The 21,093-nt window shown below is 65.6% G+C and carries 25 protein-coding genes and 1 other RNA gene; 10 read left to right on the forward strand and 16 right to left on the reverse strand.

Annotation, left to right across the window (positions count from 1 at the left end):
• The first annotated feature begins 9 nt into the window (after positions 1-9).
• Together rpoH and mtgA are read left to right on the forward strand one after the other, a co-directional pair.
• On the forward strand, positions 10-915 hold the full coding sequence (gene rpoH / locus AC3WJI_RS01145) for an RNA polymerase sigma factor RpoH (RefSeq protein ID WP_492755392.1): 906 nt from the start codon (positions 10-12) through the stop codon (positions 913-915).
• Between the two features lie 46 nt (positions 916-961).
• Positions 962-1,735 carry a monofunctional biosynthetic peptidoglycan transglycosylase gene (gene mtgA, locus AC3WJI_RS01150; RefSeq protein ID WP_492755393.1) on the forward strand — a complete coding sequence of 258 codons (774 nt, stop codon included), beginning with the start codon at positions 962-964 and terminating at the stop codon, positions 1,733-1,735.
• Here mtgA and AC3WJI_RS01155 read toward each other — a convergent pair whose 3' ends face one another.
• The 9 genes from AC3WJI_RS01155 to AC3WJI_RS01195 form a co-directional block, all read right to left on the reverse strand.
• Complete coding sequence (locus AC3WJI_RS01155) at positions 1,736-2,026, reverse strand: hypothetical protein (protein ID WP_492755394.1); 291 nt, start codon at positions 2,024-2,026, stop codon at positions 1,736-1,738. It abuts the gene before it with no gap.
• A 74-nt stretch (positions 2,027-2,100) separates the two neighbouring features.
• On the reverse strand, positions 2,101-2,424 hold the full coding sequence (locus tag AC3WJI_RS01160) for a YbaB/EbfC family nucleoid-associated protein (protein WP_492755395.1): 324 nt from the start codon (positions 2,422-2,424) through the stop codon (positions 2,101-2,103).
• Entirely contained in the window at positions 2,421-4,046 is a 1,626-nt protein-coding gene (locus tag AC3WJI_RS01165) for a DNA polymerase III subunit gamma/tau (protein WP_492755396.1), read from the reverse strand. The genes AC3WJI_RS01160 and AC3WJI_RS01165 overlap by 4 nt, the downstream gene beginning before the upstream one ends.
• Before the next feature lie 99 nt (positions 4,047-4,145).
• Positions 4,146-4,243: signal recognition particle sRNA small type (gene ffs, locus AC3WJI_RS01170), an RNA gene on the reverse strand.
• A gap of 66 nt (positions 4,244-4,309) precedes the next feature.
• Positions 4,310-4,594, reverse strand: coding sequence for a hypothetical protein (locus AC3WJI_RS01175; protein WP_492755397.1), 285 nt, complete (start codon positions 4,592-4,594; stop codon positions 4,310-4,312).
• A gap of 74 nt (positions 4,595-4,668) precedes the next feature.
• Positions 4,669-5,112 carry a low affinity iron permease family protein gene (locus AC3WJI_RS01180; RefSeq protein ID WP_492755398.1) on the reverse strand — a complete coding sequence of 148 codons (444 nt, stop codon included), beginning with the start codon at positions 5,110-5,112 and terminating at the stop codon, positions 4,669-4,671.
• A 25-nt stretch (positions 5,113-5,137) separates the two neighbouring features.
• Positions 5,138-5,473 carry a 2Fe-2S iron-sulfur cluster-binding protein gene (locus AC3WJI_RS01185; protein WP_492755399.1) on the reverse strand — a complete coding sequence of 112 codons (336 nt, stop codon included), beginning with the start codon at positions 5,471-5,473 and terminating at the stop codon, positions 5,138-5,140.
• Positions 5,470-6,561 (reverse strand): cysteine desulfurase family protein, encoded by a 1,092-nt coding sequence (locus tag AC3WJI_RS01190; RefSeq protein WP_492755400.1) that lies wholly within the window; start codon positions 6,559-6,561, stop codon positions 5,470-5,472. The genes AC3WJI_RS01185 and AC3WJI_RS01190 overlap by 4 nt, the downstream gene beginning before the upstream one ends.
• Positions 6,558-7,634, reverse strand: a complete 1,077-nt coding sequence (locus AC3WJI_RS01195) for a cysteine desulfurase family protein (RefSeq protein ID WP_492755401.1) — start codon at positions 7,632-7,634, stop codon at positions 6,558-6,560. Before AC3WJI_RS01195 ends, AC3WJI_RS01190 begins: the two co-directional genes overlap by 4 nt.
• Before the next feature lie 92 nt (positions 7,635-7,726).
• On the opposite strand from AC3WJI_RS01195, the gene AC3WJI_RS01200 reads away from it, so the two are divergent.
• Together AC3WJI_RS01200 and AC3WJI_RS01205 are read left to right on the forward strand one after the other, a co-directional pair.
• Positions 7,727-8,383 (forward strand): alpha/beta hydrolase, encoded by a 657-nt coding sequence (locus AC3WJI_RS01200; RefSeq protein ID WP_492755402.1) that lies wholly within the window; start codon positions 7,727-7,729, stop codon positions 8,381-8,383.
• 321 nt (positions 8,384-8,704) lie between these two features.
• A complete protein-coding gene (locus AC3WJI_RS01205) occupies positions 8,705-11,728 on the forward strand; it encodes a TonB-dependent receptor plug domain-containing protein (RefSeq protein ID WP_492755403.1) in 3,024 nt (1,007 codons plus the stop codon).
• A gap of 66 nt (positions 11,729-11,794) precedes the next feature.
• Here the strand turns inward: AC3WJI_RS01205 and AC3WJI_RS01210 are convergent, their stop codons facing one another.
• Genes AC3WJI_RS01210 through AC3WJI_RS01220 form a run of 3 tightly spaced genes read right to left on the reverse strand, consistent with a single transcriptional unit; the run spans position 11,795 to position 13,109 of the window.
• Complete coding sequence (locus tag AC3WJI_RS01210) at positions 11,795-11,965, reverse strand: hypothetical protein (RefSeq protein ID WP_492755404.1); 171 nt, start codon at positions 11,963-11,965, stop codon at positions 11,795-11,797.
• A complete protein-coding gene (locus tag AC3WJI_RS01215; RefSeq protein WP_492755405.1) occupies positions 11,962-12,141 on the reverse strand; it encodes a hypothetical protein in 180 nt (59 codons plus the stop codon). The genes AC3WJI_RS01210 and AC3WJI_RS01215 overlap by 4 nt, the downstream gene beginning before the upstream one ends.
• Positions 12,138-13,109 (reverse strand): threonine ammonia-lyase, encoded by a 972-nt coding sequence (locus AC3WJI_RS01220; protein WP_492755406.1) that lies wholly within the window; start codon positions 13,107-13,109, stop codon positions 12,138-12,140. Before AC3WJI_RS01220 ends, AC3WJI_RS01215 begins: the two co-directional genes overlap by 4 nt.
• A gap of 152 nt (positions 13,110-13,261) precedes the next feature.
• Between AC3WJI_RS01220 and AC3WJI_RS01225 the strand changes: the two genes are divergently transcribed.
• From AC3WJI_RS01225 to AC3WJI_RS01235, 3 genes are all read left to right on the forward strand, one after another.
• Entirely contained in the window at positions 13,262-14,503 is a 1,242-nt protein-coding gene (locus AC3WJI_RS01225; protein ID WP_492755407.1) for a type III PLP-dependent enzyme, read from the forward strand.
• 181 nt (positions 14,504-14,684) lie between these two features.
• Positions 14,685-15,764, forward strand: coding sequence for a 1,9-bis(guanidino)-5-aza-nonane synthase (locus tag AC3WJI_RS01230; RefSeq protein ID WP_492755408.1), 1,080 nt, complete (start codon positions 14,685-14,687; stop codon positions 15,762-15,764).
• A gap of 416 nt (positions 15,765-16,180) precedes the next feature.
• A complete protein-coding gene (locus tag AC3WJI_RS01235; protein WP_492755409.1) occupies positions 16,181-16,537 on the forward strand; it encodes an endonuclease domain-containing protein in 357 nt (118 codons plus the stop codon).
• Between the two features lie 117 nt (positions 16,538-16,654).
• On the opposite strand, the gene AC3WJI_RS01240 is transcribed toward AC3WJI_RS01235, so the two are convergent.
• Together AC3WJI_RS01240 and AC3WJI_RS01245 are read right to left on the reverse strand one after the other, a co-directional pair.
• Positions 16,655-16,867, reverse strand: coding sequence for a tautomerase family protein (locus AC3WJI_RS01240; RefSeq protein WP_492755410.1), 213 nt, complete (start codon positions 16,865-16,867; stop codon positions 16,655-16,657).
• A 14-nt stretch (positions 16,868-16,881) separates the two neighbouring features.
• A complete protein-coding gene (locus AC3WJI_RS01245) occupies positions 16,882-17,646 on the reverse strand; it encodes an SDR family oxidoreductase (RefSeq protein WP_492755411.1) in 765 nt (254 codons plus the stop codon).
• Between the two features lie 95 nt (positions 17,647-17,741).
• Here AC3WJI_RS01245 and AC3WJI_RS01250 point away from each other — a divergent pair, with 95 nt between their 5' ends.
• The 3 genes from AC3WJI_RS01250 to AC3WJI_RS01260 all read left to right on the forward strand — a co-directional run bounded on the left by AC3WJI_RS01250 (position 17,742) and on the right by AC3WJI_RS01260 (position 19,827).
• A complete protein-coding gene (locus AC3WJI_RS01250) occupies positions 17,742-18,143 on the forward strand; it encodes a winged helix-turn-helix transcriptional regulator (protein ID WP_492755412.1) in 402 nt (133 codons plus the stop codon).
• Positions 18,144-18,373: 230 nt separating this feature from the next.
• Positions 18,374-19,360: an alpha/beta hydrolase gene (locus AC3WJI_RS01255; RefSeq protein WP_492755413.1), complete on the forward strand. Its 987-nt coding sequence runs from the start codon at positions 18,374-18,376 to the stop codon at positions 19,358-19,360.
• A gap of 38 nt (positions 19,361-19,398) precedes the next feature.
• A complete protein-coding gene (locus AC3WJI_RS01260) occupies positions 19,399-19,827 on the forward strand; it encodes an MAPEG family protein (protein ID WP_492755414.1) in 429 nt (142 codons plus the stop codon).
• Between the two features lie 7 nt (positions 19,828-19,834).
• On the opposite strand, the gene AC3WJI_RS01265 is transcribed toward AC3WJI_RS01260, so the two are convergent.
• Both AC3WJI_RS01265 and AC3WJI_RS01270 read right to left on the reverse strand, forming a co-directional pair.
• Positions 19,835-20,233, reverse strand: coding sequence for a hypothetical protein (locus AC3WJI_RS01265; RefSeq protein ID WP_492755415.1), 399 nt, complete (start codon positions 20,231-20,233; stop codon positions 19,835-19,837).
• Positions 20,234-20,243: 10 nt separating this feature from the next.
• Complete coding sequence (locus tag AC3WJI_RS01270) at positions 20,244-21,077, reverse strand: TIGR02587 family membrane protein (RefSeq protein ID WP_492755416.1); 834 nt, start codon at positions 21,075-21,077, stop codon at positions 20,244-20,246.
• Positions 21,078-21,093: the final 16 nt, after the last annotated feature.

The raw sequence follows: 21,093 nt of genomic DNA on the forward strand, positions 1-21,093 counted from the left end.
AGATTGATCATGGCAAATGGCAGCAACGTCCCCGCGACGATTCCTGCGCTTGGCGGCGAGGCGAGCCTCAACCGCTATCTGTCGGAGATCAAGAAGTTTCCGATCCTCGCGCCCGAGCAGGAATATATGCTCGCGAAGCGCTTTGAGGAGCATGGCGACGCAGATGCGGCGGCGCAGCTGGTCACGTCGCATTTGCGGCTCGTCGCCAAGATCGCGATGGGCTATCGCGGTTATGGCCTGCCCGTCTCCGAGCTGATCTCGGAGGGCAATATCGGCCTAATGCAGGGCGTGAAGAAGTTCGAGGCCGATCGTGGCTTCCGCCTCGCGACCTATGCGATGTGGTGGATCCGCGCGTCGATCCAGGAATTCATCCTGCGCTCGTGGAGCCTCGTGAAGATGGGCACCACCGCGGCGCAGAAGAAGCTGTTCTTCAATCTGCGCCGGATGAAAGCCAAGCTCGACGCGTTCGAGGATGGCGACCTCAGCCCCGAGCATCTCGCCAAGATCGCCACCGATCTCGGCGTGACCGAGGAAGAAGTCACTTCGATGAACCGCCGCATGGCGATGGGCGGGGACACTTCGCTCAACGTGCCGATGCGCGAGGATGGCGACGGCCAGTGGCAGGATTGGCTCCAGGACGACAGCCAGCTCCAGGACGAGGTGGTCGCCGAGGCCCAGGAGGCCGATGTCCGTCACGAGATGCTCGTCGACGCGATGGAAGACCTGAACGAGCGTGAGAAGCACATCCTCACCGAGCGTCGTCTGACCGACGATCCCAAGACGCTCGAGGAGCTTTCGCAGGTCTATGGCGTGTCGCGCGAGCGCGTCCGCCAGATCGAGGTCCGCGCCTTCGAGAAGCTCCAAAAGGCGATGATGCGTCTCGCGGGCGAGAGGCGGCTGCTCGCGGCCTATTGAGACGAAGCGGTTGCGTTGACGGACAAGCGCCGCCAAGCGTCGCTCTATGGGCGATGATCGTCATGTTCCGACGGGTGAACCGGCACCGCAGCTGACGCCGCGCGTCGACGCGGCGGAGCCGGCGCGCCCGCGCAAGTCGCTCAAGCGCCGCATCTTCGGCTGGATCGCCATGGCGATCCTGGTCGTCTTCCTCGGCTCGCTGCTCTGGGTTGCGGCGCTCCGCTTCATCAATCCGCCGATCACCTTCACGATGATCGGCGACGTGGTCGGCGGTCACGGCGTCACCAAGCATTGGATGGCGCTGGACCGCATCGACCCCAGCATGGCCCGCGCCGCGATCGCCGCCGAGGACAGCCGCTTCTGCGAGCATAACGGCTTCGACTACAAGGCGATCGCTGCCGCCGCCGCCCGCAACGCCGCCGGTAAGGGCCACATCCGCGGCGGCTCGACGATCAGCCAGCAGACCGCGAAGAACGTCTTCCTGTGGCAAGGCGGTGGCTTCTTTCGCAAAGGGCTAGAAGCCTATTTCACGCTGCTCATCGAGAATATCTGGGGCAAGCGGCGGATCATGGAAGTCTATCTGAACGTCGCCGAGACTGGGATCGGCACCTACGGCGTCAATGCCGGCGCGATGCGCTATTTCAAGCACGACGCCTCTCGCCTGTCGCAGCGTGAGGCGGCGTTGATCGCCGCAGTGCTACCGCTGCCCAAGAAGCGCGCCGCGATCGACCCCAGGGGCTTCACGCGGCGCTATGGAAATTCGATCAATCGACGGATCACCGTCGTGCGCGGCAACGGGCTCGATGCCTGCCTGCGCTGATTAGTCGGCCTTTTTCGCCGCATCCTTCGCCGCACCGCCGACATCCTTAGCGGCATCGCCGACGTCCTTCGCGACGCTGGTGATCGCGTCGGTCTTGGCATTCTCGCGGCTGTTCTGATTGACCAGATAGAGCGCGCCGACCACGACGAGGATCAACACCGCCAGCCCGATCAGCAGGCCCGCGCCGCTGCCGCGCCGTTCGATGACGGTGGTGCCGGCGGGCGCGCTCGACGTCTCGGTAACGCGCTCGGACGTCACGCCGTCGGTGCGTTCAACAACTCGATCGACCATGGATCAACTCCTCCTGTAGACCCGGCAGCAACCGGCAAGAGCGCGAGATTGTTCCGCGTTAACCCTGATGCAGATTAGAACGGCAGCTTGAACCCCGGCGGGAGCGGCAGGCCGCTGCTCATCTTCGACATTTCTGCCTGCGAAGCCGCATCCGCCTTGGCGCGGGCATCGTTGAACGCCGCGGCGACGAGGTCCTCGACCATGCCCTTCTCCGACGGCGCGAGCAGCGATTCGTCGATGTCGACGCTGATGATCCGGCCCTTGGCGCTCGCCTTGACCTTGACCAGCCCGCCGCCCGACGCACCCTCGACTTCGATCGTGTCGAGGCTGGCCTGCGCCTTGGTGAGCTCGGCCTGGACGTTCTGCGCCATTGCCATGATGTCTTCGAGGCTCTTCATGCCTGGTTACTCCGTGAATGAGTCCAGCCGATCAATTCGGCTTCGGGAAAGGCTTGGATCGCAGCGGCGACCACCGGCGACGCAAGCACTGCCTCGCGCTCAGCGGCCACGTTCGCGGCGGCCACCTCGCGCAACGTCGGCGTCGCTGCAGCTTCAACGTATTTGAGGCGCCAATTGACCCCGGTCGATTCGCGCAGCGCCGCACCGAGGTCGCGAATAAAGTCCTGCGGCAATTCGCGCGCGGCGCCGAACTCGAACTCCGAGCCGTCGAACCGCACCGGGCGCAAATAGTCGCGCACCTGCTGCGCGAGCTGGAAGCGCTTATTGTGTTCGAGATGGGCGACCAATGCGCCCATGTCGCTCGGCATTCCCGGCTCGGCCGGCTTGCTCGCCGGTGCAGGTGCGGGTCCCGAAACGCTGAGGCTGCCGCTCGCCAACTGCCTTGCAAGCTCTCCCGGATCGGGAAGCTGAGACGCGTGGATCACGCGCAGCAGCGCCATCTCGCACGCCTCGATCGGCAGCGCTGCCTTGGCGACCTCGTCATGCCCGCGCAGCAGCAACTGCCAGAGCCGATGCAGCGCCGAGAAGGACAGCCCCGCCGCCCAATCCGCCAGCGCCTTGGCTTCCTCGGCCGATTGGCCCGCCGTCGTGTCGGTCCCGAGCTTGGCGAGCGTCACCCCATGCACGGTCTCGAGCAGAGTGCGCAGCACCGCCTGCGGATCGACCCCCAGGTCATATTGCCCCCGGAGCGCCGCCAGCGCCGCCAGCGCGTCACCGGTGAGGAGCAGCCCGAACAGCGCACGGATCGCGCCCCGGTCCGACAGCCCGAGCATTTGGCGCACCGCCTCGGCGCGCACCCCGCCGCCTTCGAGCCCGGCATGCGCGATCGCCTGGTCGAGGATCGACAGCCCGTCGCGCGCCGACCCTTCCGCCGCGCGCGCGATCAGCGCCAGCGCCTCGGGCTCCGCCTCGACATGCTCGGCCTCCGCCACCCGCGCGAAATGCCCGGCGAGCAGCTCCGCCGGGATCCGCCGCAGGTCGAAGCGCTGACAGCGCGACAGCACCGTCACCGGCACCTTGTTGACCTCGGTGGTGGCGAACAGGAACTTCACATGCGCCGGCGGCTCTTCGAGCGTCTTGAGCAGGCCGTTGAACGCGGCCTTGGACAGCATGTGGACTTCGTCGATGATGTAGATCTTGTAGCGCGCCGACACCGCCGAATAGCGCGACGCCTCGATGATCTCGCGGATATCGTCGATGCCGGTATGGCTCGCCGCGTCCATTTCGATCACGTCGATATGGCGCCCCTCGGCGATCGCGCGGCACGGCTCGCACACCCCGCACGGATCGATCGTCGGACCGCCCTGCCCGTCCGGCCCGACACAGTTGAGCGCCTTGGCGATCAGCCGCGCGGTCGAGGTCTTGCCGACGCCGCGCACCCCGGTGAGCAAAAACGCATGCGCCAGCCGGTCGCGCTTGATCGCATTGCCCAGCGTCTGGACCATCGCATCCTGCCCGATCAGCTCGGAAAAGGTCTGCGGCCGATATTTGCGCGCGAGGACGCGATACGCCTCGCTCTTGGGCTGGGGCGGTTCGTCGAGGCCAAGGAGGGAATCGGACATTATGGGGATATCTAGGCGCGCCGGCGGCCTTTGTCGAAGCCGCAGGTAACGGTTCGCCGCTGGATCAATGCGGCGGCTTCGGCGCACTTCGAAATGAGAAGAGGTGGGAGCCGGAACGACCCGATACGAAATCGTTGCGGCTGCTTCCTTCCGGATCTGACCGGGTTGGCGACGGCATCGTCCGCCCGACTCCCGCGGCGCATATGGGCGAAGTGCCGCGGCTAGGCAAGGGGAGCGCCGGATTTGGCGCTCCCCTCTCGATATCAGCGGTAGTAGCGCACCTTGCGGCAGGTGCGGACGCGGTGGCCGTGGCGCACCTTGCGCGTGCACACCGTGCGCCAATAGCTGCGGCGATGCCCGCGCCGATAATGGCGCTCGGTGCGGCGCTCGGTGCGCTCCCACCGGCGCCCGTCCTGCGGAAGCGCCGTGGCGCTCGCGGCGAAGGCTGCGGCAGTGATGGCAGTCGGCGCAGCGACTGTCGCTGCAGACGCGGCCGGCACCGCCAGCATCGTCGCTGCGGCGGCTGCTACAAGCGTGAGAATCTTCATAGCTCTGAACTCCGATTTCAGGATGACCCCTGCGTCCGTTGCAATCCCGAAACGGCAGCATTGTTCCCGAGGACTCAGACTGACTCGTTGGTCTGACCAGCGGTGAGCGCCGGCTTGGCCCGACGCTTCGCAAGTACTTCCTCAGCCTTGTCGCCGGTGATGCGCAACGCCTCGAGCTCGGCCTCGCTCTTGCTCTCGATCCCCATCACTTCGTCGCGCGCGCCCTTGATCGCGTGGATCAGTTCGTCGATCTTGAAGTGCAGTGCCGCCTCATGCCGCTTCTGCTGGTTGAGCACCATTTGGGTCAGCGTGATCGCCAGCACCGAAAGGACCAGCGTCAGATCTTCGGTTGCGCTGTTGCCCAGCGGCAGCAGGAACCAGGCGAGACAGAACAGCACCAGCGCGATCTGTGCCAGCGGATGTCCGGCGACGTTGGCGCCGGCATCGGAGACACGGCAGCCAACCCCATAGAGTCGCTGATAGATTGTCGGCTTCGGCACGGCGCTGAAACGGCCCATCGCCACGCACGTTCCACCAGGCGGATCAGCGCCCCTGCATATCGCGATGCTCCGGGGGCATGCGCACCGTCAACCCGTCGAGCCCTGCGTCTAGGACGATTTGGCAAGCCAGCCGGCTGGTGCGCACCGCGCCGACTGCGAGATCGAGCATGTCCTCCTCTTCTTCGCTTGCGCGCGGCAACCGGGCGAAGTCCGCCGCATCGACGATCACGTGGCAGGTCGAGCAGGACATCTGTCCTTCGCAGGTGCCTTCGAGCGGCTGGCCGGCATTCTGCGCCACGTCGAGAAGGAGCGTCCCTTCGGCGGTCTCGACCTCGCGCGTCTCGCTCTGGTCCGCACTGACGAAGCGGACGCGGATCACGCCGCCACCTTCTGCGTGCGCGCCGCGGCGGTGATCCGGTCGAGCGCCTCGATAAGCTCCTCTTCGCTGGTGTAGCGCCCGAACCCGATGCGGAGGCTCGACCGCGCGTCCGCGTCGCTCAGGCCGATCCCACGCAGGACATGGCTTGGCCGCCCCGATCCGCTCGCGCAGGCCGATCCGGCCGAAAAGGCGATGTCGCGCAGGTCCGAGATCAGCCGCGCGACGTCGAGCCCGGCGCGGCGGATGTTGAAATTGCCGTGATAGCGCTCGTCCTGCGAGCCGTTGAGCGTCCAGTCCGAGCCGATATGCGCCACTGCCGCACGGAACAGCTGCTCGACATGGGCGTGATCGGCACCGAAGCGCTGCTTGGCCAGCTTCGCCGCCGCGCCGAACCCGGCGCACAATGCTGGCGACAGGGTCCCCGACCGGCCCCCAGGCTCCTGCCCGCCCCCATGCAGCAGCGGTTCGAGCGCCACGCCGTCGCGAATCCACAGGGCGCCGACGCCCTTCGGCCCATGGATCTTGTGCGCCGACACCGCGACCAGGTCGCAGCCGTCCGGGATGAGCACGCGTCCGAAACCCTGCACCGCGTCGCATAGGAACAGCGCGCCGGCCGCTTTTGCCAATGCGGCCAGTTGCTCGATCGGCTGGATCACGCCGATCTCGTTATTGACCAGCATCGCCGCGACGAGACCAGTCCCGGGTTTGATTGCTGCGCGCGCCGCGGCGAGATCGACCAGGCCATCGTTGCCCACCGGCAACACAGTCACGTCGCGCCCTTTGCGCGCCTCGGCTTCGACCGTATCGAGCACCGCGGCATGCTCGGTCGCCAGGGTGACGATGCCGCCGCGCGTTCCCTTGATCGCCCAGTTGAGCGCCTCGGTCGCGCCGCTGGTGAAGCTCACCATCCCGCCCTCGGGCATCAGCCCTGCGACGGCGTCGCGCGCCACTTCCACCGCCGCTTTCGCCGCGCGCCCCGGCGCATGCGCCGAATGCGGATTGGCATGCTGGCTTTCCAGCCAGGGCAGCATCGCGGCGAGCGCCTCGGGCGCCAGCGGCGTCGTTGCCTGATAATCGAGATAGGTCATGCCGCGCGCGCCCGGGCTTCGTCGGCGACGCCTCGCCAGACCTCGACAAAGCGTGCCACGTCGGCCTGCGTCGTCGTCCGTCCGAAACTCACGCGCACCACTTCACGCAAGGCGGGCTCCTGCCAGCCCATCGCGCCCAGCACATGGCTCGGCCGCATGCTCCCGGATGAACAGGCGCTGCCCGCCGATACCGAAATTCCACCCAGATCGAAGCGGATCAGTTGTGCCGCCGCCGATACGCCCGGCATGCGATAGGCGCCGATCAGCGGACTGCGCGGGCTGGACTCACCGACCACCTCGCCGCCTGCCGCGCGGATCTCCGCTTCCAGGCCCACGCGCAACTGCATCATCCGCCCCAGATCCTCGGGTTCGCCGATCGCGGCGGCATAGCCGAGCGCGCCCGGCAAATTCTCGGTGCCTGCGCGGTAGCCCTTTTCTTGCCCGCCCATCGGCAGCAGCGCGCCGAAGTCGCGCACCAGCAGCGCGCCGATCCCCGGCGGACCGCCGCGCTTGTGCGCCGAGACCGCGACCAGATCGGCGTGCCGCAGCACCCCCTCGTCCGCTCGCGCCGGCATCTGCGCCGCGTCGATCAGCAGGACCCCGCTCGCCGCGCGGACGATCGCAGCGATCTCCGCGATCGGCTGGCGCACGCCAGTCTCGCTGTTCGCCCATTGCACGCAGAGCAGGGTTCGTGGCCGCCCGTCGAGCGCAACGCGCAGCGCCTCGAGATCGAGGATCCCGTTGGCATCGACCCGCAACACGGTCGCGCCTTCGGAATGCCGCAGCACCGAATCATGCTCGACCGCGGTGATCAGCCGCCGCTCGGCCATCGACCGCGTCAGCGCGAGGTGCAGCGACTCGCTCGCGCCCGAGGTCAGCACCAGCTCGTGCGCCCAGCCATAAGCCGCCGCGATTCGCGCCCGCGCGCCCTCCAGCGCCGCCCGCGCCCCGCGCCCTTCGGCATGCGGCGAAGAAGGGTTGGCCCAAGTTGCCATCCCTTCGATCACCGCGGCCCTGGCGCCCTCGGTCATGGTCGTTGTCGCGGCATGGTCCAGATAGATACGGTCGGCCAAGTGGGTTCCAATTGCGTGAAGGGCGGCGCTGCCTATATAGCGCCCAACTCCCCGCGCTCCACAGCGCGCTCCATTTTCAAGGCAGGCTTACATTGCCCGAAGTCATTTTCCCCGGTCCCGAAGGCCGCCTCGAAGGGCGTTTCGCCCCCGCTCCCAAGCCGCGCGCGCCGGTGGCGATGATCCTGCATCCGCATCCCAATGCCGGCGGCACGATGAACAACCGCATCGTTCAGGAGCTCTACAAGACCTTCCAGCGTCGCGGCTTCGCGACTCTGCGCTTCAATTTCCGCGGCGTCGGCAAGAGTCAGGGCACTTTCGACAACGGCATCGGCGAGCTTAGCGATGCCGCCTCGGCGCTCGATTGGGTGCAGAGCTTCCATCCCGAAGCCTCGACAACGTGGATCGCCGGGGTCAGCTTCGGCGCGTGGATCGGCATGCAGTTGCTGATGCGCCGCCCCGAGATCCGCGGCTTCATCTCGGTCGCGCCGCCGGCCAACATGTACGATTTCAGCTTCCTGGCGCCCTGCCCCAGCTCGGGCATCATCATCCAGGGCGAGGGTGACGAAGTCGCCACGCCAGCGGCGACGCAGAAACTGGTCGACAAGCTGCGCACCCAGAAGCACATCACGATCCATCACGACACGATCCCGGGCGCCAACCATTTCTTCCAGGACGAGATGGAGCAGCTGATGGGCTCGGTGGACCGCTATCTCGACATGCGGTTGGATCCCAACTCGCCGATCCGTTGAAAATCTCGGAGCGGGACAGTCCCCGCGCGCGATCAGTAGATATCTTCAGCGGGCGCCGGCCATTTGCCCCCTCCGTTGAGACGGCGACCATTGGCATTGGCCTGAGCGGCATCCTTACGAATCAGCGATTCATTAAGGCGAGATCGTCACAGTTGTGACTTTCTGGTTACGCCTATCGTGCAATCGTGCGGGAGGATGGGTAAGTCCGAAACGGGCACTTTCCTAAAAAATGTTTCCCTTCTATTTCCGTGTAACCGAGCAGCAACAAAGCGCTCGGCGGGGATGCCGCGCTCCGCGGCAGAGAATGGGGATGAAAAAATAATGAGGTTGATTCGCTCGACGCCGAAGCTGCGTCTGCTCGCGACGGTCGCGCCGCTGGGGATGATATTCTGGGCACCGGCCGCATTGGCGCAAGATGTGTCCGCCGAAACCGCGGCCCAGACCTCGGCACAGTCTGGCCAACCGGCCGACGACTCGCAGGACATCGTCGTGACCGGCACGATCTTCCGCCAGTCCGATACCCACACCGCCTTGCCGGTGACCGTCGTGACTGCCGAGAACCTGGAACGTGCCGGCATCACCAACGTCACCGATGCGATCCGTTCGGTCTCCGCCGATGGCGCGGGCTCGATCGGCAATGGCTTCACCAGCGGTTTCTCGGCCGGCGGCGCTGCCGTTTCGCTGCGCAACCTCGGCGTGTCATCGACCCTTGTGCTGGTCGACGGGCTGCGCTCTACGAATTTCCCGCTGAACGACGATGGCCACAACGCCTATGTCGATCTGAACAGCATTCCGCTGGTCAACGTCCAGCAAGTACAGGTGCTCAAGGACGGCGCATCGTCGCTGTACGGCGCGGACGCGATCGGCGGCGTCGTCAACATCATCACCCGCAAGCAGATGACCGGTCTCGAAGCCGGCGTCGAAGGCGGCGCATCGGAAAAGGGCGACGGCTCCAAGTATCGCGCCAAGCTGCTCGTCGGCTTCGGCGATTATGACAGCCAGGGCTTCAACTTCTATGTGGGCGGCGACTATGAGCATGACGGCCGCATTTCCGCAGCCTCGCGCGGCTTCCCGTTCAACACGCTCGACCTGCGGGGGATCGGCGGCAATGACAACAATCGCGCCGACGACACGCTGACCACGGCGACGACCGACGCGATCGTCACCCGGGTCACGCAGACCGATCTCAACAACCCGCTCGCCGGCTCCGTGACCAACGCGACTTCGCCGGCGGTTTTCACTTCGCTCACGCCGCTCGCCAATTGCCGGTTCGGCACCTATTCAGAGAATACGAGCGCGCGCGTCGGCACGGCCTGCAAGCATGATCTTACGCAGGAATATGCCCAGGTACTGCCGCTGCAGGAGCGCTACGACGCTGTCGCCCGTGCCAGCTTCCGCCTCGGCGACAATGTCGAGGGCTATATCGCCGGCAGCTACGCCCATGACCGTGTCGACATCATCTCGACGCCGCGTGCGATCCGCCAGACCCAGGCATTCGGTGGCGCGCCGTCGACTGCCACCAGCAATCCCGGCATCGTGCTGCCGGTCTATATCTGCTCGGCGGGCGTCAACTGCGCCACTGCGGCAGATCGCCGGCTCAACCCGAACAATCCCTACGCGGCCGCCTTCGCGGGCAACCCGGCGGCCGGCGCTGCACGCATCTACTATCTGTTCGGCGACGTGAGGTCCGGCACCACGCGCACCAACGAAGTGTTCCGAGTATCCGGCGGCCTGAACGGCCATTTCGGCGACAGCTGGCACTGGAATGTCGAAGCCGCCTATTCGCGCGACAATCTGGACAACACGATCTACGGCTACGCCAATCTCGGCGCGCTTACCCGGGCGATCAACACCGGTTCGTACAATTTCGTGAATCCCGGCGCCAACACGGCCGAAGTGCGCAATACCGTGCTTCCGCCGATCACCGCGCTGTCGAATTCGAGCGAATTGACGGTCGATGCGTCGCTCAGCCGGAGCCTGTTCGCCCTTCCGGGCGGCGACGTGATGTTCGCCGTCGGCGGGCAATACCGCAAGGAGAAGCTGACCAACAACAGCGCGAACCCGAACCTGGACGTGCCCGGCCTCTCGACCGCGCAGGCCTATGGAGACCGTTCGGTTTGGGCGGCCTATTTCGAAGCGGACATCCCGATCGTCGACGAGTTGAATGTCGACGTGTCCGGCCGTTACGATCACTACTCGACCGGGATCGGGCATTTCTCGCCCAAGGTGACTGCAAAGTTCCAGCCAATCCCGCAGGTCGCCCTGCGCGGCACCTATTCGGAAGGGTTCCGTGCACCGACCTTCGCCGAGTCCGACGCGCGCAGCTCTTATTCGGGCTTCGTCGGCTACACGCCCGACGCTGCGTTCCGCGCCGCGCACCCGAGCAACGCATCGTACACCGTCGCATACAGCCTTGGCCGCGGCTATGTCGGCAATGAGGATATCGAGCCGGAGACGTCGCGCAGCTTCACCCTGGGCGGCATTTTCGAGCCGACGCCCTGGCTGAGCTTCACGGCGGACTATTTCAACGTCAAGAAGTCGAATTTGATCGTCACCGGGCCGCAGACCTCGGACGCGATCAACGCCTATTACTCGGTCGCAAACCAGACCTTCGCTTCCGCTGCGGCCGCTGCTGCCGCGGGCTGCGCCAAGGTCGCGGCCGTCGGCACCGGCTATTCGTGCAACGTGGTCGATGGGGCAGATCCCTTCTCGCCCAACGCACTGCCGCGCCTGCTGGTGGTCAACGCGCCCTATGTGAACACTGCCTATGAAGTAATCGCCGGCCTGGAATTCACGGCTGACGCGCGGATCAAGTTCAGCGAGGACTTCCGGTGGGAGAGCCGGCTCGATGTGCAGGAAACGCTGAAGTACGACCTGCATCCCGGGACCGGCGCAGTGCAGCGTTACGCCGGGACAGTGGGTCCGGAGGATCTCTCCTCGGGCGGCGGCACGCCGCGCTGGCGCGGCAATTGGCAGAACACCTTCACGCTGGGGCAGTTCTCGCTCACGGGCACGACCTATCTCGTCGGCGCCATCCGGGCGGTCGCCGCGGACCAGGCGACTTCGGTGAACGGCGATATCTCGTGTGCTTCCGCCATCTACAAGCCGACGACGGGCAATGCGAGTTTCTGCCGCATCAACAGCTTCGTCTACACCGACCTGAACCTGTCGGTGCGCGTGAACGACCAGTTCACTTTCTTCGGCCTGGTCGGCAACGTGACGAATGCACATGCGCCGCTATTCGCCAATACGGCCTATCCGAGCCAGGTGAACACGCTGACCTCGTGGCACGCGGCGGGCTTGATCGGCCGGACCTTCCGGGCAGGCGCGAACTTCAAGTTCTGATCCGCGTCTGACAGAGACTCTTCGGGGCGGCACCTTCGGGTGCCGCCCTTTCTTTCGTCCCTACCGCTAGATCGACCAGATCAGCAGATTGCCCAGCAGCACCAGCGCGCAGATCAGCATCAGCACGCCCTTGAAGCGATCGCCGCCGCGCCAGGTCCGCACACCGCCCCAGACGAGTGCGAACATCGCCAACACCGCAATGCTCAGCATGATGGGATTGAGCGCCGGATCCATCATCGCACGATCAGCCAGACCAGCAGCGCGACCGCCAGCCCTACGCCGACAAAGCCCGCGATCACTTTGGGTTCGCCGCGATAGATCAGCCGCAGGAAATACCAGAGGAAGAGCCCGAGCCCGCGCGTCGCGACGCTGAGCACGTTGGCGAGCACCGCGCCAAACTGCGTTTCCTTCATCCGTCCCTCGATCCGAGCACCGCCGCATAGGCTTCTGGATCGGCATTGCCGCCCGAGAGGAGGATGAGCAATCCCGGCGTCACATCGACTTTGCCCGCGAGCAACGCCGCGAGCGCGACCGCGCCGCCGGGCTCGAGCACCAGCCGCAGCTTCGCCGCTGCCCAGCGCTGGGCAGCGCGGATCTCGCGCTCGCTCACCGCGAGCCCCTTGGCGTCGCGCCGGCTGAGCACGTCGAAGGTCAGCGGTGACACTTCCCTGGTCTGCAGCGCGTCGCATGCCGTCGGCGGCGGATTGTCGCCCACCGACTCGATCCAGCCGGCCTCGAGGCTGCGGCGCATATCGTCCCATCCTTCGGGCTCGACCACCGTGATTTCGGTCTCGGGCAGCGCCAGCGCCAGCCCCGCCGCCAGCCCGCCGCCGCCGCACGGCACCACGACGTTCGAGGGATCGGGGAGCTTCGCCTCGATCATCTGGGTCATCGCCTCGATCCCGGCGCTGCCCTGCCCCTCGATGATCCAGGGATCGTCGAAGCTCGGCACCAGGGCCGCGCCGCGGGCATGCGCGAGATGGGCGGCGATCTTTTCGCGGCTCTCGGTCGCGCGGTCGTACTTCACGATCTCCGCGCCCATCGCCAGAGTGGCATCCAGTTTCACCTTCGGCGCGTCGGCCGGCATGACGATCACTGCCGGAATGCCGAGTCGCTTCGCCGCCCAGGCGATTCCCTGCGCATGGTTCCCCGAAGAGAAAGCGACGACCCCGCGTTCGCGCGCTTCGGCGTCCAATGCGGTGAGCCGATGCCAGGCTCCCCGGATCTTGAAGGCCCCGATCGGCTGCAGTGATTCTGCCTTGAACGATACCGGCACACCGCGAATTTCCACTGTGAAAAGAGGCGTTTGCGGCAGGATGGCTGCGATCTTCGCGGCAGCGTCGCGGACCCCCGCGCGGGTCGGTTGTCGCACAATTGTCACACTTCACCCCGCCGTAAAAATCCCTAGCCCCGAATCACTTTACAGGGGGGGACCACATCCCTAAATGCCGCCTTCCGCTGCCCCATGGGACTTCCAACCGCAAGGCAGCTTTTCGTCAATGATTGCCGCAAGGCATTTGGAGGTCCCTTGAATTGCACAAGCATCCTCGCGCGCTGGGGTTAGCGCCCCTCTCGACCGCCCAGTCCACCGTTTCCGGTGCGGGCATCGACATCGCCAAGCGACGTCCGGTGGATCCGGTCACGATCGTTCGTCCCCACGCCGCGGCGCGGGCCGCCCGCTTCTTTGTCGAGAAGTTTCCGGGCCGCTCGATGTATGCGGTGAAGGCGAACCCGTCGCCTGACCTGCTCCGCGTCCTCTGGGACATCGGCATCACGCATTACGACACCGCCTCGATCGCCGAGGTGCGGCTCGTCAAGGCGACTCTGCCCGAGGCGACCTGTTGCTTCATGCACCCGGTCAAGTCGGTAGAAGCGATCGCCGAGGCCTATTTCCAGCACGGCGTGCGGACCTTCTCGCTAGACAGCCTGGAAGAGCTCGACAAGATCGTGCGCGCCACCGACGGCGCGACCGACCTGACCTTGTGCGTGCGCCTGCGCGTCTCGTCCGAGTTCGCCAAGCTCAGCCTGGGCTCGAAGTTCGGCGTGGGGCACACCGAGGCCAAGGAACTGCTGGTCGCGACGCGCCAGGTCGCCGATGCGCTCGGCATCTGCTTCCATGTCGGCAGCCAGACCATGTCGCCGGACGCCTATGCCAATGCGATGGAGCGTGTCCGCGCGGCGATCGTCGACGCGGCGGTCACCGTCGACGTGATCGACGTCGGCGGCGGTTTCCCCTCGGCGTATCCGGGCATGACCCCGCCGCCGCTGGAGCGGTTCTTCGAGACGATCCATCGTGCGTTCGAGAGCCTGCCGATCAGCTATTCGGCCGAGCTCTGGGCCGAGCCGGGCCGGTCGCTGTGCGCCGAATATTCGTCGGTCGTGGTGCGCGTCGAGCGCCGCCGCGGCAACGAGCTGTACATCAACGACGGCGCCTATGGCACGCTGTTCGATGCCGCGCATATCGGCTGGAAGTACCCGGTGCAGCTGCTGCGCGAGCCGGATTCCGAAGCGCGCGACATGGACTTCAGCTTCTGGGGTCCGACCTGCGACGACCTCGACTTCATGAAGGGTCCGTTCCCGCTTCCCGCGGATACGAACACCGGCGACTATTTCGAGATCGGCATGCTCGGCGCCTATGGTGTGGCGATGCGCACCGGCTTCAACGGCTTCGGCACGGGTGAAACCGTAGTCGCGGACGACGAGCCGATGCTGTCGGTGTACCGCGACCAGGAAGACCTGCACGAGCGCCGCTCGGGCAACGTCGTAAAGCTGTAATAACGGCCACTTACCGCTCTTTCGCTCCCCTCCCGCTTGCGGGAGGGGCCGGGGGAGGGCATGGCGTTCGCTCGCTAGGTTGGGGCCAGGCCCCTCCCCTAACCCCTCCCGCATGCGAGAGGGAAACAGAACGGGTTTCCGCGTCCCCTAATGACGGCGGCCATGAAGAATGGGAGTTCCCATGACCGACACCCTCAACAAGACCGCCGCGGCGAACGCGCCGATCAACGACACCCGCAAGCAGGAACTGCTCTCGAAGCAGGTCAAGCATATCGATATCACGTCGTTCGACGCGCGTCCGATCGTCGACGCGATGGCCGATATGAGCTTCACCAGCCGTGATCTCGGCCGTGCGACCAACATCTACAACCAGATGCTGGCCGACAAGGACTGCACGATCTTCCTCGTGATCGCGGGCTCGACCAGCGCCGGCGGCTGCATGGACCTCTATGCCGAGTTGGTGCGCAACAACATGGTCGACGGCATCGTCGCTACCGGCGCGACCATCGTCGACATGGATTTCTTCGAGGGCCTCGGCCATAAGCACTATCAGGCGCTCGAGATCCCCGACGACGACACGCTGCGCTCGCTCTACATCGACCGTATCTATGACACGTACATCGACGAGGAAGCGCTCCAGAACGTCGACCACACGATCTTCGAGATTGCCGAGAGCCTCGAGCCCAAGGCGTACAGCAGCCGTGCGTTCATCCGCGAGATGGGCAAGTATCTCGTCGAGCATGGCAAAAAGGAGAACAGCCTCGTCAAGCTCGCCTACGAGCATGACGTGCCGATCTTCTGCCCGGCGTTCGTCGACTCGTCGGCCGGCTTCGGCCTCGTCAAGCATCAGGTCGATGCGGCCAAGGAAGGCCGTCCGTACCTGATGATCGACGCGGTCGCCGACTTCCGCGAGCTTACTCAGATCAAGATCGAGGCCGGCACCACTGGCCTGCTCATGATCGGCGGCGGCGTGCCCAAGAACTTCATCCAGGACACCGTGGTGTGCGCGGAAATCCTCGGCCATGACGATGTCGCCGTGCACAAGTACGCGGTCCAGATCACCGTCGCCGACGTGCGCGACGGCGCCTGCTCGTCCTCGACGCTGCAGGAGGCCGCGTCGTGGGGCAAGGTCAACACCGGCATCGAGCAGATGGTGTTCGCCGAAGCGGGCTCGGTCATGCCGCTGCTGGCCTCGGACGCCTATCACCGCGGCCATTGGAAGGAGCGCGCCAAGCGCGGCTGGGCGAAGCTGTTCGCCTGATTCTCCAGCATTGATAACGAAGCGGCCGGGGAGCGATCCCCGGCCGTTTCCTTTTGCTTGTTCGCGGTCGGACCTCTCGCGGCCGCCCTTCGTTATCGGTGCGAGGAGAATGTCATGACCCACGATCCCGAGGACCAGCCGGAAGCGCAGACCGAGGCCGATGCGCTCGAAGAAGCACAGGAAGAAGCTGCCGAGGAACGCGAAGAAGGCGGCTATCAATAGGCTTATCCTCTCGTCATCCCCGCCTCCGCGGGGGATGACGAAGCCCTGGGACGCTAGGTCGTGAACCCATAAACGGCCGCTTTCAGCGCGAGGACCGAACGTTCGAGATCGGGGTGGTTGGCTGCCTTCCAGCCCTCTCCCGCTTTCGCGGGAGAGGGTTGGGTGAGGGTCTTCTTTCTTTTACTTCATGTAACATGCGCACTCCCGTCCGCAGGCAGACGAGTCGTCATGCGTCGCAGCTCCGCAAGGACGCGAGCGATGCGGAGCGCCTGCTCTGGGGCTCGCTGCGCAACCGGCGACTCCTCGGATACAAGTTCCGCTTCCAAGCCACGATCGAGCCTTTCGTCGTCGACTTCCTATGTGTGGAGGCGCAGCTCATCGTTGAGGTGGACGGCAGCCAGCATGATGTCGATGTCGATGCCCGACGTACCCAGTTTCTGGAGAGCCGAGGCTATCGGGTCCTGCGCTTCTGGAACAATGAGGTTCTGGAGAATCTCGACGGCGTGCTGGAAGCGGTCATGGCAGCGCTAAACGCGGATCGGCTAGGCTGACGAGGCAAAAGAAGAAGACCCTCACCCAACCCTCTCCCGCGAAAGCGGGAGAGGGCTTGAAGAAGGCGTCGGCAATCGGGGCGATTCCTGCCGGTCTGCAATTTATGAGTCTACGGCCTAGTCCTTCGCGCGCCATTCCGCGGGCACGACGAACACCTCGTCCGCCCGCGCATAGCCGCCGTCGGGCACGTCTTCGATCAGCACCATCGTGTGCGCCCGCGCGCCCTCGCCGAAATAGTCGACGAGCATGGCGGTGGTGCGGTGGGCCAGCTCTTCTTTCTGCGCGCGCGAGAGCGCGGCTTGCGGAAGTTTGAAATTGGCGAATGGCATAATCCGGTCCTCCGTTAGCCGTGACGCGCCTGGCGCGCGAAGTCGTTGAGCTGTTTGACCGTGGCATCGAAGCGGCCTTCCGCCTCGGCATTGCGCAGGAACTTCACGCGCTCGACCAGGATCTCAGGCGGCGTCGGCTGCTGGTTGAACAAGGCGAGCACTTCATCGGCGAATTCGTCGAGCGGCTGGTAGCCCGGACGGTTCTCCTGCCCCGGGGTCAGCCCGGTCTGGACCGCAGGCGGCGCCAGCTCGATCACTTCGACCCTGCCCTTCAGCACCTCGCGCAGCGACACGGTGTAGCTGTGGATCGCCGCCTTGGTCGCATTGTAGGTCGGCGTGGTGAGCAGCGGCACGAAGGCAAGTCCCGACGTCACCGTGACGATCGCCGCGCCGTCCTGCTGCACCAAATGGTCGATCAGCGCGTCGGTAAGCCGGATCGGGCCGAGCAGGTTGGTCGCGATCGTCGCCTCGGCGTCGGTCAGGTCGCGCTCGCGATCGATTTCCTCGAAGCGCATGATGCCGGCGCTGTGGATCACGACGTTGAGGGCGGGATATGCCGCGATCGCGCGCGCGGCGAAGTCCTTCACGTCTTCGGCGCTGTCGATGTCGAGCGTCAGGCCATGCAGGTTCGCGCGACCCGCGCACGCCTTGTCGAGCGCGTCCTGCCGCCGTCCGGCGACGATCACTGTATTGCCCTGGTCGTGGAAGCGGTGCGCGAGCGCCTCGCCGATCCCCGATCCGCCGCCGGTGATCAAGATCGTGTTGCCGCTGGTCTTCATCGGATGCTCCTTGATTGCTTCGGTTGATTTACATCGACACTCTCAAATCGTAAGAAGGCACCGAAAAGATTTATACGCACCTTTTGGAGAGTGACTTGGCCAAGCCCGCGCCGCTCGCGCCCACGCGGAAGAAACCCTGGCCCGACACAGTCGATCCCCGCGTCGACGCGCTGGTCACCGACGTGATCGGCCGGGTCGCCGACAAATGGACGATGCTAATCCTCGAAGTGCTCGCCGAGCATGAGCACCTGCGCTTCACCCAGGTCGGCAAATTGGTACCGGGGATCAGCCAGAAGATGCTCACCCAGACGCTGCGCCAGATGGAGCGCGACGGATTGGTCGATCGCACGGTGCATCCGGTGATCCCCCCGCGCGTCGACTATCGCCTCACCGATCTCGGCGAGAGCCTCGGCGCGGCGTTCTGCAGCGTATGGCTATGGGCGGAAGCCAATATCGAGCGGATCGAAGCTGCGCGCGGCGCCTTTGACGAACGCTAGCTGCCTGACCGCGCTGGCGCCGCTTCAAGCCGGCTGTCCTACACGACCGTAATTCGCTAGGCTCGGTCGGCATTTTGAGAGGATTGTTGGAAGCTGTTCGGCCTCATGACGACATAAAGTTTCCGAAACCGGAAACGGAATTTCACGATTCACGTGCAAAATGCGAAGTTAGCGGAAGCGAATCCTATCGAGTTGTAGGTCAATCGCGCGGGGAATGAGGAGGGGATTAGATGCCGATGCCGATCGACCGCCGGACGCTGATCGGAGGCGCGGCTGCAAGCCTCGCGCTCGTGCCCGCCGCACGCGCGCAAGACGCTCGCCCCTATGTTCTCGGCACCGGCACTGCCGCCTGGCCGCCAAAGGAGCATTTCAAGCTGTGGCCTGGTTCGCCCCCCGGCGCGCCCTCCCCACTTCCCGCCAACAACTTCACCGTCAACGGCAGCTTCCAGGAGCTCTGGCTGCGCGGCGTGTCCGAGCCGATGGTCGGGGTCTATCGGCCTGCCAAGCCCGATGGCCGCGCCGTGCTCTCGATCCCCGGCGGCGGCTACGGCTTCGTGTCGGTCGAGAATGAGGGCGTCGACGTCGCCAAGGCGCTGACTCCGCAGGGCATCACCGTCTTCGTCCTCGCCTATCGCCTGCCCGGCGAGGGCTGGGCCAACCGCGCCGACGTGCCGCTCCAGGACGCCCAGCGCGCGATGCGCCTGATCCGCGCCAATGCGGCAAAATACCGCATCGATCCCGCGAAGCTCGGACTGGTCGGCTTCTCCGCCGGCGGCCATCTCGGCGGATCGCTCGCCGTGGGTCACGACGACAAGGTCTACGCCCCGCTCGACGCCGCCGACGCGCTGCCGGCGCGGCCGAGCTATGCCGGGCTCGTCTATCCCGCCGTCTCGTTCCACTCGGCGGGGTTCGAGGCTCGCAAGAGCAACGGGCTGTGGGGCGAATCTGCCGATGCCGAGACCATTGCACGCTATACGCCGCTGACGCGCGTCACCCCGCAGACGCCGCCGATTTTTCTCGTCCACGCGATCGACGATGGCACCGTCCCGATCCAGCAGAGCCTCGCGATGATCGACGCGTGCCGCACGCACAACGTACCGGTCGAGGCGCATCTTTTCGAAAAGGGCGGGCACGGCTTCGGCGCGCTGCATCTGCCCAAGGATTCGCCCGGCCGTCTGTGGCCCGACGTCTTCGCGCGCTGGACGGCAAAACATTGAGAGCATAGCCTTCGCGGAACATTCGGAGGGGAGCCGAAATGCACAGCCAGATCCTCGCGCCCGTCGTCGCGCTCGTCGCCTGGTCGCTGGTCATGCTGTTATGGGTGCTGGTGACTCGCTTGCCTGCGATGCGAGCGGCGGACGTCGATCTTTCCAAGCTGGTCGGGACCAAGGCCAGCGACGCCGACAAGGTGCTGCCGCCGCAGGTGCAGTGGAAAGCGCACAACTATATGCACCTGATGGAACAGCCGACGCTGTTCTATGCGATCTGCCTTGCGCTCGCACTGCTCGGCCAGGGCAACGGGATCAACGCGTGGATCGCCTGGGTCTATGTCGGCCTTCGCATCCTCCACAGCCTGGTCCAGGCGACGTTCAACAGGGTCGCGGTGCGCTTCGGCCTGTTCGTGCTGTCGACCTTCGCGTTGGTCGCGCTGACGCTCCACGCCGGAATCGCGCTGCTGCACTGAGGGTTGCTCAGGGCGTCTGGAACCCCAGCGCCCTGAGTTCGAGAGTGGCGCCGCGCGGGTCGTGGCGGAAGAACAGGCCGCCTTTGGTGCGCGCATTGCCGGCGACATAATCGAGCGTCGCATTGCTCGTCTCGCTGGGGCTCGCCCCGGCGCGGAGCGTGCCCTCGATCTCGACCGCGGCGGCGGTGCCGCTTGCGTGGTTGACCACTTCGAACTCGACGACGAACCCCGCGGCATTGGGGACGACGCGCGTCGCATGGACTTCGAGCGACGGCAATTGCTTGGTCTCGCCGGCCAGCCCCTCGCGCCCGATCACCGCCGCAACGAACAGCATCGCGGCCAGTCCCAGCCCGGCCGCGATCCATTCGAGCGCCGGCATCTCGGCGCGCTTCTTGTCCGATGCCATGGCCCCTCCCCTACACCACCAGCCGCGCGATCGCGGCGCCGATCGCCGCGGGAAAGCCCAGCACCACCAGGGTCTCCGCCACGGCCGAGATCGAATTCCCGTCGGTCCGGCCGAAGGTCCACAGCACGTAGAAGCTCACAGCCAGCGCGATGGCGTAGCCGGGCACGGTGAAGACCAGGAAGCGCCGTACAAGGCCATAGCCTTCGGGCTCCTCCTGTCCCGCAAATCCGACCTGGAACACCAGCACGTGAAGCAGAAGCAGCGATGCGAGCATCAGCGCGAGACTGTGCCACGCGCTCATCTTGTAGCCGATCAGCACCATCTCCTCGGTCGGCGCGACGTTGAAGGCGAGGAACAGCGCGCCGGCCAGCATCAGGAAGAGCTGCCCGACATAGCCCGCCGAGCGGGCCGCCTTCTCCTCGTCATCGTCTTCCTCGGGATCGCCTCCGGTTAGCTGCTTGCGTGCGATCATCGCGCCGAAGCTAGCCGGGACCGCCTGGATCGCCACCATCCCCGTCAATTCGTCGAGCGGCATGTCCGCCGGGAGCAGGCCGAACAGCGCGAGGATCGCCGTCGACGCGGCCATGCCGACGGCATAAGCGGCGAGCGCGTCGAAAAAGTCCTCGCGCACGGTCGCGGTCCGTTCGAACCCGCCGAAGCGCGACAGAATGACCAGCACCACGAAATTCGCCGCTATGAACAGCAGCAGCCGAAGCGGATCGACATAGAGCCCGATCGACCACATCTCCATCGTCATCAGCAGCGGCAAGGCGAAGATGATCGCCCCGCCGAACGCACGCGCGAGACCAAAGGCATAGTCGCGATTGGGGCTGGCGGCAGGCATGGCCTCATCCATCCCA

It is taken from the genome of Sphingomonas sp. FW306-1B-B10E (genome assembly GCF_058782005.1).

Excerpts from the sequence above, each read along its gene's own strand:
- AC3WJI_RS01160 (WP_492755395.1), bottom strand. The coding sequence starts at position 2,424 with ATGAAGAGCCTCGAAGACATCATGGCAATGGCGCAGAACGTCCAGGCC.
- AC3WJI_RS01205 (WP_492755403.1), top strand. The coding sequence starts at position 8,705 with ATGAGGTTGATTCGCTCGACGCCGAAGCTGCGTCTGCTCGCGACGGTC.
- AC3WJI_RS01245 (WP_492755411.1), bottom strand. The coding sequence starts at position 17,646 with ATGAAGACCAGCGGCAACACGATCTTGATCACCGGCGGCGGATCGGGG.
- AC3WJI_RS01255 (WP_492755413.1), top strand. The coding sequence starts at position 18,374 with ATGCCGATGCCGATCGACCGCCGGACGCTGATCGGAGGCGCGGCTGCA.
- AC3WJI_RS01235 (WP_492755409.1), top strand. The coding sequence starts at position 16,181 with ATGCGCACTCCCGTCCGCAGGCAGACGAGTCGTCATGCGTCGCAGCTC.
- AC3WJI_RS01260 (WP_492755414.1), top strand. The coding sequence starts at position 19,399 with ATGCACAGCCAGATCCTCGCGCCCGTCGTCGCGCTCGTCGCCTGGTCG.
- AC3WJI_RS01190 (WP_492755400.1), bottom strand. The coding sequence starts at position 6,561 with ATGACCTATCTCGATTATCAGGCAACGACGCCGCTGGCGCCCGAGGCG.
- AC3WJI_RS01215 (WP_492755405.1), bottom strand. The coding sequence starts at position 12,141 with ATGAAGGAAACGCAGTTTGGCGCGGTGCTCGCCAACGTGCTCAGCGTC.
- AC3WJI_RS01165 (WP_492755396.1), bottom strand. The coding sequence starts at position 4,046 with ATGTCCGATTCCCTCCTTGGCCTCGACGAACCGCCCCAGCCCAAGAGC.
- AC3WJI_RS01175 (WP_492755397.1), bottom strand. The coding sequence starts at position 4,594 with ATGAAGATTCTCACGCTTGTAGCAGCCGCCGCAGCGACGATGCTGGCG.
- AC3WJI_RS01180 (WP_492755398.1), bottom strand. The coding sequence starts at position 5,112 with ATGGGCCGTTTCAGCGCCGTGCCGAAGCCGACAATCTATCAGCGACTC.
- AC3WJI_RS01210 (WP_492755404.1), bottom strand. The coding sequence starts at position 11,965 with ATGATGGATCCGGCGCTCAATCCCATCATGCTGAGCATTGCGGTGTTG.
- rpoH (WP_492755392.1), top strand. The coding sequence starts at position 10 with ATGGCAAATGGCAGCAACGTCCCCGCGACGATTCCTGCGCTTGGCGGC.
- mtgA (WP_492755393.1), top strand. The coding sequence starts at position 962 with ATGGGCGATGATCGTCATGTTCCGACGGGTGAACCGGCACCGCAGCTG.
- AC3WJI_RS01155 (WP_492755394.1), bottom strand. The coding sequence starts at position 2,026 with ATGGTCGATCGAGTTGTTGAACGCACCGACGGCGTGACGTCCGAGCGC.
- AC3WJI_RS01240 (WP_492755410.1), bottom strand. The coding sequence starts at position 16,867 with ATGCCATTCGCCAATTTCAAACTTCCGCAAGCCGCGCTCTCGCGCGCG.
- AC3WJI_RS01230 (WP_492755408.1), top strand. The coding sequence starts at position 14,685 with ATGACCGACACCCTCAACAAGACCGCCGCGGCGAACGCGCCGATCAAC.
- AC3WJI_RS01265 (WP_492755415.1), bottom strand. The coding sequence starts at position 20,233 with ATGGCATCGGACAAGAAGCGCGCCGAGATGCCGGCGCTCGAATGGATC.
- AC3WJI_RS01270 (WP_492755416.1), bottom strand. The coding sequence starts at position 21,077 with ATGCCTGCCGCCAGCCCCAATCGCGACTATGCCTTTGGTCTCGCGCGT.